Source organism: Chryseobacterium amylolyticum, from assembly GCF_051011775.1.
Classification (GTDB): Bacteria; Bacteroidota; Bacteroidia; order Flavobacteriales; family Weeksellaceae; genus Chryseobacterium.
The window spans coordinates 344,613-360,305 of record NZ_JBPCHX010000001.1 but is presented as its reverse complement, the minus strand read 5'-3'; the positions used below and the strand labels follow the sequence as shown (position 1 = coordinate 360,305).

The window sequence follows — 15,693 nt, the reverse complement described above, 5'->3', positions numbered from 1 at the left end:
TATGGTGGCTTTATTTCCACAATTTGGTAGATGAAAACCAAAAGTAAGCAGGATTTACCATTAATTTAAGTGTATTATTTACATTTATTTAAAATAGAACGTTATATTTGTTTTTTAGTGCATTTCTGCTCAGTGACAGGGGCAATTTGTATAAAATAATAATGAAAACATAATTATCGGTGAAGATCTGTGAAATCAGTGGTTTGAAAAATATTAATCACAAAATTCACAGCCTTTTTCCGGATTTTATTGAAACCATACTACCTATGAAAAGCATTGTATCAATCCTATGTGTAACCCTGGCAGCACCTTTATTTTTTGCCCAGAGCCATTATAAATACCCATTCAGAAACCCGGAGCTTCCGGTTAATGAAAGAATAGAAAATCTTATCAGCTTACTCACAACAGAAGAAAAGATAGGGATGATGATGGATAACTCCCAGGCAGTTCCCCGTCTGGAAATTCCTGCCTACGGATGGTGGAATGAAGCACTGCATGGGGTGGCAAGAGCAGGAACAGCTACTGTTTTTCCCCAGGCAATAGGAATGGCAGCTACATGGGATGTTCCGGAACATTTTAAAACGTTTGAAATGATTTCTGATGAAGCACGGGCAAAATACAACAGGTCTTTTGATGAAGCCCAAAAAACAGGGCGGTACGAAGGACTTACCTTCTGGACCCCCAATATCAACATTTTCCGTGACCCAAGATGGGGAAGAGGCCAGGAAACTTATGGTGAAGACCCTTATCTTACCTCTGTTCTGGGTGTTGCAGCGGTAAAAGGCTTACAGGGAAACGACCCCAGATTTTTTAAAACCCATGCCTGCGCCAAACATTTTGCGGTACACAGCGGACCGGAATGGAACCGCCATTCTTACAACGCAGAAATCTCAAAAAGAGATCTGTATGAAACGTATCTTCCTGCTTTCAAAGCATTGGTTCAGGAAGGAAATGTAAGAGAAGTGATGTGCGCCTACAATGCCTTTGACGGACAACCGTGTTGTGCCAATAATACGTTGCTTACTGAAATTCTCCGTGGAAAATGGAAGTATGACGGAATGGTGGTCTCAGATTGCTGGGCACTGGCCGATTTCTTTCAGAAAAAATACCATGGCACCCATCCTGACGAGAAAACAACCGCAGCAGATGCTTTGAAACATTCTACAGATCTGGAATGCGGAGATACCTATAACAATCTGAATAAATCCCTTGCAAGCGGGCTGATTACCGAAAAGGATATCGATGTATCGATGCGCCGAATCCTGAAAGGCTGGTTTGAGCTGGGAATGCTTGATCCGAAATCTTCCGTTCACTGGAATACCATTCCATATTCTGTAGTCGATTCTGAAGAACATAAAAAGCAGGCACTGAAAATGGCACAAAAATCAATTGTGCTGATGAAAAACGAAAAGAATATTTTACCTCTCAGCAGAAGTATTAAAAAAATTGCAGTTGTGGGACCAAACGCCAACGACGGATTGATGCAGTTAGGAAACTATAACGGAACTCCTTCTTCCATTGTAACGATTTTAGACGGAATCAAAACCAAATTCCCGAATGCTGAAATTATTTACGAAAAGGGAAGTGAAGTCACAGATCCTTCGTCCAGAACGTCACTCTATCAGAATTTTATCAGTCAGAAAAACGGCGCGAAAGGAATGAAAGTAGAGTTCTTCAATAATAATGAATTCAAAGGGCAGCCGGCCAATACTTCCGTAAACTCAACTGCCGTCAGTTACAACAGTTTTGGCGGGACTCAGCTTGCTCCCAATGTAGGAAGAGAAAATACCTCAGCTGTTATTTCAGGCATTTTCAAAAGTACTTATACAGGAGATGTTATATTTTCTGCGTCTACCTCTGATATCTATACACTTTTCGTGGATGGAAAAGAAATCGCAACAAGGAAAGGACCTGACGCAAGACATCCTTCAGAGTTTCCTGTAAAAATGGAAAAAGGAAAAGAATATCAGATAGAACTGCGTCATACACAAAAAGGAAAATATGTGAGCATCACCTTTGAAGTGTACAGAAAAGACCCTGTTAATTTTGCTTCGGTCAGAGAAAAGGTGAAAAGTGCGGACGTCATTGTCTTTGCAGGCGGACTTTCTCCAAGCCTGGAAGGTGAAGAGATGATGGTAAATGCAGAAGGTTTCAGAGGAGGTGATAAAACCTCCATTGCTCTTCCTGAAGTCCAGCGGGAACTGCTGGCGGAGCTGAGAAAAACGGGAAAACCTGTTGTCTTTGTTCTTTGCACCGGAAGTGCCCTGGGATTGGAACAGGATGAGAAAAATTATGATGCTTTACTAAATGCCTGGTATGGCGGACAATCCGGAGGAACGGCCGTTGCAGATGTTTTGGCAGGGGATTATAATCCTTCGGGAAAGTTACCCGTTACTTTTTATAAAAACCTTGAACAGCTGGACAACGCTCTTTCAAAGACAAGCAGGCACGAGGGATTTGAAAATTATGATATGCAGGGGAGGACGTACCGTTATATGACGGAAAAACCTCTTTATCCGTTCGGGCACGGCCTGAGCTATTCAAAATTTGTTTACGGAGATTCCAAGCTGAGCAAAAATATGATCGGTACCGACGAGAATGTGACAATCATAATTCCGGTAACCAATATTTCAGAAAGAGATGGAGAAGAAGTGGTTCAGGCCTACATCAAAAGAAACAATGATGCCCAGGCGCCGGTAAAAACGTTAAGGGCTTTTGAAAGGACTTTAATCAGATCTAAAGAAACAAAAAACATTCAGCTGACCCTCTCTAAAGATTCATTTGCGTTCTACGATGAAAAAACAGATGATCTGGTTTCAAAACCCGGCGATTATACCATTTTTTACGGTGGAACTTCTGATAATGCCGGATTGAAAACGATTCCGTTAAAAGTAAAATAAAAAATGATTAGGAAGACTTGTAAACATTGCAAATCCTGATGCAACTTTCAAAATATACGATCTATGACAACCAAAAATAAAATATTTTCCATCGCAATTTCCCTCAGTGCTGCTTTTTTTTCGGCTCAGAATAATACGGTCCGTACTTTTAACCTGGATCTGAAAGAAACCTCTGCTCCTGTTAAAATACAGCCCACCATGTACGGGATTTTCTTTGAAGACATCAATTTTGCAGCAGATGGCGGATTGTATGCGGAACTGATTAAAAACCGGAGCTTTGAATTTGACGAACCTTTCACAGGATGGAAACAGCCTAACACAAAAACACTTTCTCCTAATCTGGATTCCGGGTTTCTGACCATTTATTCCAACCCAGCAAAAACCAATAAAAATTACGCGAGAATTACCGTTCTGAACGATAAAAATTATATTCTGGAAAATGAAGGATTCAGAGGAATGGGTCTTCATCAGGGAGAACAATATGATTTCAGTTTTGATCTGGAGAATGTTTCAGGAAATATTGCTGCAGTAAATGCAAGTCTTGTTGATGAAAACGGGAAGGAAATTTCTTCAGCTTCCACGCTCATTAAAGGAAAGGGGTGGCAGAAGTATACAGCCGTTTTCAAAGCACCGAAAACCGTTGAAAAAGCAAAACTGCGGATTACATTTACCGGAAACGGTATTGTCAACATGGATATGATCTCACTTTTCCCTCAGAATACCTGGAAAGGGAGAAAAGGAGGCTTACGAAAAGATCTCGTTCAGAAACTATACGATTTGCAGCCCGGATTTTTAAGGTTTCCTGGAGGCTGTATTGTAGAAGGAAGAACTTTGGCAGAACGCTATCAGTGGAAAAAAACAATTGGAAATGTTGCAGACCGCGAACACCTCATCAATAAATGGAGCACAGGATTTCCGCATCGGCTTACACCGGATTACGGACAGTCTTTCGGACTGGGATTTTATGAATATTTCCAGCTTTCCGAAGATCTGGGTGCAGAACCTGTTCCTATTCTGAGCTGTGGAATGGCCTGCCAGTTCAATACGGCAGAGCTGGTGAAAATGGAAGACCTCGATCCTTACGTTCAGGATGCCCTTGACCTTATTGAATTTGCCAACGGAGATTCCGGAACAAAATGGGGAAGAATCCGTACTGAAATGGGACATCCAAAGCCTTTTAATCTAAAATTTATCGGAGTAGGAAATGAACAGTGGGGAGCAGATTATATTGAACGTTATAAAGTATTTGAAAAAGCCATTCACACAAAATATCCTGATATGAAGATCATCTCCGGAAGCGGGCCGTCACCCGATGGCGAATTCTTCGAATATGGCTGGAAAGAGCTGAAGCAGCTTAACGCACAGATGGTAGATGAGCATTACTACAATTCTCCCGAATGGTTTATGAAAAATGCAGGCAGATACGACCAGTACGACCGTTCCGGACCAAAAGTCTTTGCCGGAGAATATGCAGCCCAGTCTGTAGGAGTAGTAAAGCCTGATAATAAAAATAACTGGCTGACGGCCCTTTCAGAAGCTGCTTTTATGACAGGTCTTGAAAGAAACGCAGATGTTGTCTATATGACTTCCTATGCACCGCTTTTTGCCCATGCTGACGGCTGGCAGTGGACACCTGACCTTATCTGGTTCAATAACCTGAAATCCTATGCAACCCCGAATTATTATGTTCAGAAATTATTTTCCAACAATAAAGGAACGGATGTACTGAAAATAGAAAGCAACGGAAAAGCAGTATCCGGTCAGGAAAAGTTATACGCTGCAGCAGTGAAGGACACTAAAAATAAGGAGATTATTATTAAAATCGTCAATACTGATACTCAGGCTAAAACGGTTACTATCAAACCAGGAACTCTGAAAACGGTTAAGAAAATAACCAAAATCCTCCTGTCTGCCCCACAGCTTTCTACTGAAAATAATTTCGATGCTGAGCCCATAAAACCTGAAGAAGAGATTTCTGAAGTCAAAAATGGTGAAATTTCAACGGAAATTCCCGCCAGTTCTTTAGTTGTTTTAAAGCTAGAAATAAATTAATTAACTGATATACAGTTCTTTATTAAAAATAAGTGTATTTTCTACATTTATTTAAAATAGAATCTTATATTTGTTTTTATCTCATCAGGAGAATTTAAATCTCAATAATCAAAAACGTTTCACCACCATGAAAAAATATGTTATCGGGCTGGACTACGGTACAGATTCCGTACGGGCCGTCCTTATTGATACTGAAAACGGTTCTGAAATAACTTCTTCAGTCAGCTATTACCAGAGATGGAAAGAAGGTAAATTTTGTAATCCCGCAGCCAACAGTTTCAGACAGCACCCTTCAGATCATATTGAAGGCCTGGAAAAGACTATTTCAGAAGTAGTAAAAGAAAGCGGGATACCGGCAGAGCAGATCGTCAGTATTTGTATTGATACTACAGGTTCTTCACCGCTTCCTGTAACCAACGATGGAACAGCTCTGGCACTGGTTCCGGGATTTGAAGAAAATCCCAATGCCATGATGGTTTTATGGAAAGACCACACTGCCATTCGTGAAGCCGAAGAAATCAATACCCTTGCGAGAACCTGGGGTGGTGAAGATTATACAAAATATGAAGGCGGTATTTACTCTTCAGAATGGTTCTGGGCCAAAATACTGCACATCAGCAGAGCTGATGCAGAAGTAAAAAATGCAGCTTATAGCTGGATGGAACACTGTGATTATCTGACTTTCCTTTTATCAGATCATAAAGACCTGGCCACGTTTAAAAGAAGCCGTTGTGCTGCCGGCCACAAAGCCATGTGGCATGACTCGTGGGACGGTCTGCCTTCCGAAGAATTCCTCAACAGGCTTGATCCATCTCTGGGAGCGCTCAGAGCAAGACTATACCGTGAAACCTATACTTCAGATGAAATTGCCGGCTACCTGAATGAAGAATGGGCTGCAAAAACCGGTCTTACCACCAAAACCATCATTACCGTAGGAACCTTTGATGCCCATTCAGGAGCTGTAGGAGCCAGAGTGGAAGAAAATACACTGATCAGAATCATGGGAACTTCTACCTGTGATATTATGGTAGCCTCACAGGAAGCTATCGGGGATACAACTGTAAAAGGAATATGCGGACAGGTTGAGGGCTCCGTAATTCCCGGACTGATAGGGCTTGAAGCAGGGCAGTCCGCCTTTGGAGATGTGCTCGCATGGTATAAAGATATCCTGATGTGGCCGGTTCACCAGGTGATGGTGCATTCCGAAAGTATTTCAGACGAGCAGAAGATAAAGCTTGCTGAAGAAATGGAGGCAGGGCTTATCAGAAAATTAACCCTTGAAGCAGAAAAAATTTCTCTTTCAGATACCGTTCCGGTTGCATTGGACTGGGTCAACGGAAGAAGAACACCGGATGCAGACCAGGAACTTAAGGCAGCCATCAGCCAGCTTTCTCTGGGAACAAAAGCACCCCATATTTTCAAAGCTTTGGTGAATGCCATTTGTTTCGGAGCTAAAAAGATCGTTGACCGTTTTGAAGAGGAAGGGGTGAAAATCAATAAAGTGATCGGAATCGGAGGAGTAGCAAGGAAATCACCGTTCATCATGCAGACACTTGCTAATGTTCTGGATATGCCGATTGTGGTTGCCGCTTCGGACCAGACTCCTGCGTTAGGGGCTGCTGTTTATGCGGCAGTATCAGCAGGAATTTATCCTACCGTACAGGAAGCAAGCATGAAAATGGGCTCCGGATTTGAAGCGGAGTACCAACCCAAAGCTGAAGAAGTGCTGCACTACAGAGAATTAATGCAGCAATACCAGAAACTCGCTGATTTTGTAGAATACAATACCAGGTTGAAAAACAACAGAAAAGAACTTCAGAACTCCTGAATATTAACCTTTTGAATGATACCCAAAATGAATACTTATAAAGAACTCCAAAGAGAATGCTATGAAGCGAATATGCAGCTGGATGCGCTGAAGCTGGTGGTCTATACCTTCGGGAATGTGAGTGCTGTAGACCGTGATAAAGGTGTTTTTGCCATTAAACCAAGCGGTGTTCCCTACGACATTTTAAAGCCGGAAGATATGGTGATTCTGGACTTTGATGCGAATATCATTGAAGGCAGGCTCAGACCCTCTTCCGATACCAAGACCCATGCTTATCTGTATAAAAACTGGGAAAATATCGGTGGAATTTCCCACACACACGCCATCTATTCCGTGGCATGGGCACAGGCACAAATGGATATCCCTGTTTTCGGGACCACCCATGCGGACCATCTTACGACAGATATTCCCTGCGCTCCGCCTATGCCGGATGAACTGATTGAAGGAAACTACGAATACAATACAGGAATACAGATTCTGGAATGCTTTAAAGAAAAACAGCTCTCTCCGGAAGAAGTAGAAATGGTCCTGATCGGCAATCACGGTCCCTTTACCTGGGGAAAAAATGCGGAGAAAGCAGTCTACAACAGCAAAGTGCTGGAAACCATTGCCGAAATGGCTTATCTCACCAGGCAGATCAATCCTGATGCAGAACGTCTGAAAGATTCTCTCATCAAAAAACACTATGAACGTAAGCATGGCAAGAACGCCTACTACGGACAGGAATTTAAACACTAAACACTTCAACATAAACAACTATTAACGATCAACAAAATTATGTTAACACCTCTCAATACCAAAGAAGTATGGTTCATCACAGGAAGTCAGCATCTATACGGACCCGAAACACTTGCCCAGGTGGCAGAACACTCACAGAAAATAGTGGCAGAACTTGAAAAATCTTCTTTCATTCCGGTAAAAGTCATTGTAAAGCCAACGGTAAAAACTACCGAAGAGATATTTGAAACCATTGCAGCAGCCAATCAGGCAGAAAACTGTATAGGAATTATTACCTGGATGCATACCTTTTCACCCGCCAAAATGTGGATCAGAGGGCTGAAAATTTTACAGAAACCTCTTCTGCATCTGCATACCCAGTTCAACAGAGATATTCCGTGGTCTACCATGGATATGGATTTTATGAATCTTAACCAGGCAGCTCACGGAGACCGTGAATTCGGTTTCATGGTAAGCAGACTCCGAAAAAACAGAAAAGTAGTGGTAGGACACTGGTCAGAAGAAAGAGTTCAGAAGCAGATTGGTGACTGGAGCCGTGTTGCTGCAGGTTGGGACGACTGGCAGGGAGCTAAATTTGCACGTTTTGGAGATAATATGCGGTTTGTAGCCGTTACAGATGGAGATAAAGTGGAAGCTGAAACTCAGTTCGGTTTTTCAGTCAATACCTGGGGAATCGGTGATCTTGTAGGCGTTATCAATTCTGTAAGCGAAGGAGAAATTAAAAACCTTATGGAAGAATATGAATCTTCTTATCACATGGCAGCATCCCTTTTAGAAGGAGGAGCCAACAGAAGTTCATTGCACACCGCAGCAAAAATTGAGTTGGGACTTGAAAAATTTTTAAAAGACGGAGGATTTAAAGGATTTTCAGATACCTTTGAAGACCTTCACGGACTGGAACAGCTGCCGGGAATTGCCGTACAGCGCCTGATGCAGAAAGGATACGGATTTGCAGGTGAAGGAGACTGGAAAACAGCAGCGCTGGTACGTGCCATGAAAACAATGGGGCAGGGTCTGGAAGGAGGAAATGCTTTCATGGAAGATTATACCTATCATTTGGATCCTTCCAATCCTTCTATTTTAGGTTCCCATATGCTGGAAGTAGACCCGGTTCTGGCATCCGGAAAACCTTCATGTGAGATCCATCCGCTGGGAATAGGGGGAAAAGCAGATCCGGTTCGTCTTGTCTTTAACTCCAGGGGAAATATTGATTCCCTGAACGCTGCACTGATGGATTTTGGAAACCATTTCAGGCTGCTGATCAATAAAACCAGGGCATTGGAAATTACAGAAGAGCTGCCAAAACTTCCGGTAGCAAGAGTCTTATGGAAACCTCTTCCTGATTTATATACCGCTGCAGAAGCCTGGATACTGGCTGGAGGGGCACACCATACATGTTACAGTGAAAATATTTCAGCAGAACAGCTGGAGGATTTTGCTGAGATAGCGGGGATTGAATCATTAGTCATTGATGAAGATACCAAAATGCGTGACTTTAAAAATACACTTCGTTGGAATGAAATGTATTATCGTTAATTAATTTTAAAAAATATGTAAATAATTATGAAAAAAGCAACACATAATGGCATTTTTATTTTATTATTTTTAATTATTTTCGGCTGCAGAAAAGAAAATAACAAACAGGATATTTCAGGAAAAATGGAGAATGTGCATACTTCAGACTATGGAGTGACGCCAAAAGGCGATTCTATTAAAAAATACACGCTGACCAATAAAAACGGGATGAAAATTGAGGTCATCAACTTCGGGGGAATTATCACTTCTTTAACCGCCCCGGACAGGAAAGGAAAATATGAGGATATAGTCCTTGGCTTTACAAAACCTGAAGGATATTTTGATGGCAATCCTTATTATTTCGGAGCATTGATCGGAAGATATGGCAACAGGATTGCCAACGCTAAATTCACACTGGAAGGTAAAGCATACGAAATCGATAAAAATGATGGTCCCAACAGCCTTCACGGAGGAAAAGAAGGATTTCACACCAGATTCTGGAATATTGAAGTCGTAAAGGATGCAAAATTTCCGACATTGAAGTTATCCTATACCAGTGCAGACGGTGAACAAGGATATCCGGGAAAACTGACAGCAACTGTTTTTTATACCCTTACAGACGACAATGCTTTGGAAATTTCCTATGAAGCAGAAACCGATAAACCTACCGTGGTGAATCTTACCCAGCATTCTTATTTTAACCTGTCCGGAAATTTCACTAAAACGATTACCGATCATGAACTGCAGATTAATGCAGATCATTTTCTTCCGGTGAACGAAACCTTAATTCCTACCGGTGAGCAGAAAGCCGTAAAAGGAACTCCTTTTGACTTCACGGTTTCAAAACCGATTGGAAAAGATATCAGTGCAGAAGACGATCAGCTGAAAAAAGGAAAAGGATATGACCACAACTGGATCCTGAATGGAAAAGGCCTGAGAAGCATCGCTAAAGTGTATCACCAGGGAACTGGAAGGCTGATGGAAGTCTTCACGGATGAACCCGGTGTGCAGTTTTATTCAGGTAATTTTCTTGACGGAAAGTTTGATACCAAAACTGGCGGTAAAAATGAATTCAGGACAGGATTCTGCCTGGAAACACAGCATTTTCCGGATTCACCTAACCAGCCTTCTTTTCCTTCCACAGAGTTGAAGCCCGGACAGAAGTATCAGTCGAAAACCATCTATAAATTCTCCGTTAAAAACTAAACTATGGGAAAATTAGCAACTATTGATATTATCATATTCCTGATCTATTTCGTAGTGGTGGCTTCCTACGGACTATGGATCTATAAAAAGAAAAAATCTGAATCTACAGGAAGTAAGGACTATTTCCTGGCAGAAGGATCTTTGACCTGGTGGGCGATCGGAGCCAGCTTAATCGCTTCCAATATTTCTGCTGAACAGTTTATCGGAATGAGCGGTGAAGGTTTCTTTGTCGGAATTGCTGTTGCCGCTTACGAATGGATCGCTGCCGTTGCGCTGATCATCATTGCGGTCTGGTTTATTCCGATCTATCTTAAAAATAAGATTTATACCATGCCTCAGTTCCTTGAGAGAAGGTATAACAAATCTGTTTCATTGATCATGGCAGTCTTCTGGCTGTTTCTGTATGTCATCGTGAATCTTACTTCCATTCTTTACCTTGGTGCTCTTGCCATTGATACTTTATTAGGAGGAGAACATCTTCACGGTATTATGATCGCTCTTTTGCTTATGGCCCTTCTGATCGGTCTGGGTGGTATGAAAGTGATTGGATATACAGACGTTATACAGGTGGCTGTCCTGATTATCGGAGGTTTTGCAACGGTGTATATGGCGTTGCAGATTGTAGACCAGAGAATCAATGGCGCGGCTGTAGGAAATGCGCTGGCAGGATTCAATACCCTGATCAATGAGGCTCCGCAGCACTTTAAGCTGATTCTTCAAAAACCAACAACTACTACCACCACTTTGGCAATGCCTCAGAACCTTGATGTACAGAAGTATGTTGTGCTACCAGGTTTGGCCATGTATTTTGCAGGTCAGTGGATTGTTAACCTGAACTATTGGGGCTGTAATCAGTACATCACCCAGAGAGCTTTGGGGGCAGATCTGAAAACGGCAAGAACAGGGATTCTGTTTGCTGGTTTTCTGAAATTATTCATGCCTGTCATTGTAATGCTTCCGGGAATTGCGGCTTACGTTTTATATTCCAAAGGACATCTTCCGGGTTTCAACGGAGTGAAAGACGGAGCCTACTCTGCAATATTGGGATTCTTACCTGTAGGATTGAAAGGGTTGGCTATTGCAGCGTTAACAGCAGCAATTGTAGCTTCACTGGCAGGAAAAGTGAACAGTATCTCAACCATTTTTACACTGGATATCTATAAAAAATACCTTAAAACAGATGCCACTGAAATTCAGATGGTGAGAACAGGCCGCTGGGTCATTATTATCGCGATGATGGCTGCATTGGCTTTTACCTGGACAGACGTTCTGGGAATTGGTGGTGAAGGAGGCTTCACGTTCATTCAGAAATATACGGGCTTTATCAGTCCGGGAGTTTTTGCCATGTTCCTTCTGGGAATGTTCTGGAAAAGAACAACGGGTACAGCGGCTTTGGTAGGAGTAATTTTAGGCTTTGTTCTTGCGATTTTCTTCAACAGCTTTGCCGTAGGAATTTTCGGGAAAGAAACCTGGATGTATACCGCATTCACTTATGAAAAACTGGAGAACGGGGTAGTGCATACCATTACCGAGATTCCTTTCCTGATCAATATGGGATGGTCATTCTTTATCACCATAATCGCCATGATCCTGATCAGTCTTGCAGGTCCGAAAATTAACCCTAAAGCCTTCGCCATTGATGTAACAATGTTTAAAGTAGACAACAGAACTTTGGTATTGATCGTGATGACACTGCTTTTACTGACTGCCTTGTATGTAAGGTTCTGGTAAAAGTGAATAGTCAATAGTGAATTCGTTTCACTTGTCAATTTTTTTAAAACTCATTATTGACTTGCGAAGCAAATTGACTTTTCATATAATAAAAAACAGGATGCTTAAAAAGCATCCTGTTTTTTATTATATTTTAAACATAAATCCCTGCGAGATTTTTTTGTTATATTTTTTTTCGTCAAAGCGGTAGAGGAAAGATCCTTTTCTGGACGAGGTCATATCCTTTTTGTTGGTATTCACAAGGATATCCATACTGTTGATCTTGCTGGTAAAATTCCGCTTGTCAAATTTTTCATCAAAAATAGCTTCATAAAGATTCTGAAGATCCTTCATCGTAAATTTTTCAGGAAGAAGCTCAAAACCTATAGGCCCTGTAGAAGCTCTTCTCCTCAGCCTGGCTACGGCATCCTTTACCATTTCATTATGATCGAAAATAAGGTCAGGCGCTTTCTGCAGTTCAACCCATTTTGCACTGTACTGCTCATTGATCTGAATATCTTTCTCAATATTGATCAGTGCATAATAGGAGATAGACATGATTCTGGCTGTTGGCTCACGCTTGATTTCCGTATAACATTTCAGCTGCTCAAGATAGATGTTTTCAAGACCGGTCAGCGTATACAAAACCCTGTTGGCCGCCTCATCAGAAGTCTCATCACTGCCAATGAAGCCACCCATGAGCGACCATTCACCCATCTGAGGTTCAAAATTTCTTTTTACCAGAAGGATTTTAAGATTTTCGCCATCAAAACCGAAAATGATACAGTCAACGGCAACAAGGTGTTTGGGATATTGGGAGTAATCCTCAGTCATCTTTTATAGTTTACTGCAAATGTAAAGCTTTTATAGATACGATATTATATAAATGTAATTCTTACACTTTTAAATCCGGATGATTTATTTCATTAAAATTATTTTTAAAGGATATTTTGGGAGCTAAAACAGTCAGTAAAACCGGAAAATATCACTGAAATCAGGTTAATCATACATGAATTGAATGTTAAAATTGTGTTAAAATTAAAATAAGGATTGATAATAATCAAGAAAAGAGACTTAATGTTAAAAATACGATAAGGTATTTGCTGTATCGTTGAAATTTTTACCAAAACATATCCTGAATTCATTTTCATAGGGAATCATATGATTTTAAGGTTTTGTTTCTCTGTTAATTAATTATCTTATTTTTTATGATAAGCTAATGTGTTTTTTGTTGTTTTTAGGGCTTTATAGAAAGTTTTAAATGAAAAAATAAGTCAAATAGGCTCAGGAAATGTTTCGTATATTGAATCTTTCCAGTATTTTAGAAATGTTGAATTAACATTTATAATGGCCCCGAAACTTTCTGCTTTTTTATTGTGTTTTGCTTCATTTGCCTCAGCTCAGATGAAGGAGAAAATCCATTATTTTCCTTTGGAAACTGTAAAATTATCAGAGAGCGTTTTCAGCAAAGCGATGGCGGCAGACCATAAATACCTGATGGCTTTGGAACCGGATAGGTTGCTGGCTCCTTATCTTAAAGAAGCCGGATTGAAACCCAAAGCAAATAATTATCCCAATTGGGAAAATACAGGGTTGGACGGCCACATAGGAGGACATTACATTTCAGCATTATCCCTGATGTATGCTTCTACAGGAGATCCTGCAATACAACAGAGAATTGATTATATGATCAGTGAACTGGCACGCTGTCAGAATACCTCTCCGGACGGATACATTTCAGGAATTCCCGACGGAAAAAAAATCTGGAAAGAAATTAAACAGGGAAACATTCGTGCTTCAGGCTTCGGTTTGAATGACCGGTGGGTACCTTTATATAATATTCATAAACTGTACTCAGGATTACGCGATGCCTATTGGTATGCGAAAAGTGAAAAAGCAAAAACAATGCTGATCAGACTCACGGATTGGATGATGAATGAAGTATCCGGCCTTTCCGATGAGCAGATACAGGATATGCTGCGCAGTGAACATGGAGGGCTTAACGAAGTTTTTGCAGATGTTTATGAGATCAGTCATGACCGGAAATATCTGAAACTGGCCCACCGTTTTTCCCATCAGGCTATCCTTACGCCACTTTTATCAGGGGAAGATAAGCTTACAGGACTTCATGCCAATACACAGATTCCAAAAGTAATCGGATACAAACGTATTGCCGATCTTGAAAATAATGCATCCTGGAATAATGCCGCTGATTTTTTCTGGCATACCGTTACTGAGAAAAGATCTTCAGTTATTGGAGGTAACAGTGTGAGCGAGCATTTTAACCCTGTCAATGATTTCAGCAGCATGATAAAAAGTATTGAAGGTCCGGAAACCTGCAATACCTATAATATGCTGAAGCTGACCAAAGAGCTTTATGCAACGCTGCCTGAATCTTACTACATCGATTATTACGAAAAAGCATTATATAATCATATTCTTTCCACAGAAAATCATGATCAGGGAGGATTCGTGTACTTTACCCCTATGCGTCCCGGGCACTATCGTGTGTATTCACAGCCACAGACCAGCTTCTGGTGCTGTGTAGGATCCGGAATGGAAAACCATGCCAAATATGGGGAAATGATTTACGCCCGGTCGGATAAGGATTTATATGTAAACCTGTTTATCCCTTCCACGCTGACATGGAAACAGCAAAAAATAGTGCTCCGTCAGGTCAATAACTTCCCGGAAATTCCTGAAACAACATTGATTTTCGATGCTGCAGGAAAGTCAGAATTTGATTTAAAACTGAGATGTCCGGAATGGACCACACCTTCAGAAGTACAAATTCTGATCAACGGAAAACAGGAAAAAGTACAGCGTGGTTCTGACGGCTATTTTACCCTGACTAAAAAATGGAAAAAAGGTGATGTTGTGAAAATGATTTTACCGATGCATCTTTCTGCAGAACAGCTGCCTGACCATTCCAATTATTATGCATTTAAATACGGTCCTGTAGTGCTTGCCGCAACATACGGAACCGAAAACCAACAGGGACTTCTTGCGGACGATAGCAGAGGCGGCCATATTGCTCATGGTCCGCAGATTCCTTTAAATGAAATTCCTGTTATCCTTGGAAATCCTTCCGAGGTGGTCAATCATGTTACGCCTTTGAACAATAAACCTCTAAACTTTGCCGTTAAGGGGCTTTATCCGGCTGAAAAATTCGGCAAAGGCCTAAGTCTTGTGCCATTTTACAGTATTCAGGCAGAAAGATATATTCTGTACTGGCCACAGGCGGACAAAAGCGGAATAGAAAATATACTGAAGCAAAGAGCAAAAGAAGAAGCAGAAATCAGAAAGCTGGATATGATCACTGCAGATAAAATCCAGCTGGGTGAACAGCAGCCGGAATCAGATCATTTTATAGAAAGCAAAGACTCCGGTACAGGATATATGGAAGACCGTCATTTCCGTGATGCCAAAGGCTGGTTCAGTTACCAGATGAAAAATAACGGAAAAAATGCTTCATACCTTTACCTGCTTTATTTTGATGCCAATAACAGCCGTACGTTGAATATTGAGATCAACGGTAAAAAAATTACTGCTCAAAACCTGGAAGGAAAGTCCGGAGCTTCACCTCAATATCTGGTCATTCCGATACCGGATTCAGAAAAGAATAAAGAAACTCTTACGGTGAAATTTCTGGCAGAAGAAAAATTGATGACCGCTAAAGCCATTGAATTGCGGTTACTGACAGAAAATTACGAAAAGAAATAAAGCTGAACCAATTTTAAAAAC

At 41.1% G+C, this 15,693-nt stretch carries 9 protein-coding genes; 8 read left to right on the top strand and 1 reads right to left on the bottom strand.

All coding sequences use genetic code 11. The features are described 5' to 3' along the window. The first annotated feature begins 266 nt into the window (after positions 1 to 266). The 7 genes from ACR1PO_RS01665 (at position 267) to ACR1PO_RS01635 (ending at position 11,970) form a co-directional block, all read left to right on the top strand. Positions 267 to 2,900, top strand: coding sequence for a beta-glucosidase (locus ACR1PO_RS01665; protein ID WP_433985593.1), 2,634 nt, complete (start codon positions 267 to 269; stop codon positions 2,898 to 2,900). Between the two features lie 63 nt (positions 2,901 to 2,963). Further along, complete coding sequence (locus tag ACR1PO_RS01660; RefSeq protein ID WP_433985592.1) at positions 2,964 to 4,952, top strand: alpha-L-arabinofuranosidase family protein; 1,989 nt, start codon at positions 2,964 to 2,966, stop codon at positions 4,950 to 4,952. A 127-nt stretch (positions 4,953 to 5,079) separates the two neighbouring features. Next, positions 5,080 to 6,780, top strand: a complete 1,701-nt coding sequence (locus ACR1PO_RS01655) for a ribulokinase (protein WP_332386417.1) — start codon at positions 5,080 to 5,082, stop codon at positions 6,778 to 6,780. 27 nt (positions 6,781 to 6,807) lie between these two features. After that, positions 6,808 to 7,518, top strand: coding sequence for an L-ribulose-5-phosphate 4-epimerase (locus tag ACR1PO_RS01650; RefSeq protein WP_433985591.1), 711 nt, complete (start codon positions 6,808 to 6,810; stop codon positions 7,516 to 7,518). A 39-nt stretch (positions 7,519 to 7,557) separates the two neighbouring features. Then, complete coding sequence (araA, locus tag ACR1PO_RS01645) at positions 7,558 to 9,054, top strand: L-arabinose isomerase (protein ID WP_433985590.1); 1,497 nt, start codon at positions 7,558 to 7,560, stop codon at positions 9,052 to 9,054. 27 nt (positions 9,055 to 9,081) lie between these two features. Continuing rightward, positions 9,082 to 10,239: an aldose epimerase family protein gene (locus tag ACR1PO_RS01640; protein WP_433985589.1), complete on the top strand. Its 1,158-nt coding sequence runs from the start codon at positions 9,082 to 9,084 to the stop codon at positions 10,237 to 10,239. Between the two features lie 3 nt (positions 10,240 to 10,242). After that, entirely contained in the window at positions 10,243 to 11,970 is a 1,728-nt protein-coding gene (locus tag ACR1PO_RS01635) for a sodium:solute symporter family transporter (RefSeq protein WP_332386420.1), read from the top strand. Positions 11,971 to 12,096: 126 nt separating this feature from the next. Here the strand turns inward: ACR1PO_RS01635 and ACR1PO_RS01630 are convergent, their stop codons facing one another. Then, positions 12,097 to 12,783 (bottom strand): NUDIX hydrolase, encoded by a 687-nt coding sequence (locus ACR1PO_RS01630; RefSeq protein ID WP_209912389.1) that lies wholly within the window; start codon positions 12,781 to 12,783, stop codon positions 12,097 to 12,099. 513 nt (positions 12,784 to 13,296) lie between these two features. On the opposite strand from ACR1PO_RS01630, the gene ACR1PO_RS01625 reads away from it, so the two are divergent. Then, positions 13,297 to 15,672, top strand: coding sequence for a beta-L-arabinofuranosidase domain-containing protein (locus ACR1PO_RS01625; RefSeq protein ID WP_433985588.1), 2,376 nt, complete (start codon positions 13,297 to 13,299; stop codon positions 15,670 to 15,672). The last annotated feature ends 21 nt before the right edge of the window (positions 15,673 to 15,693 follow it).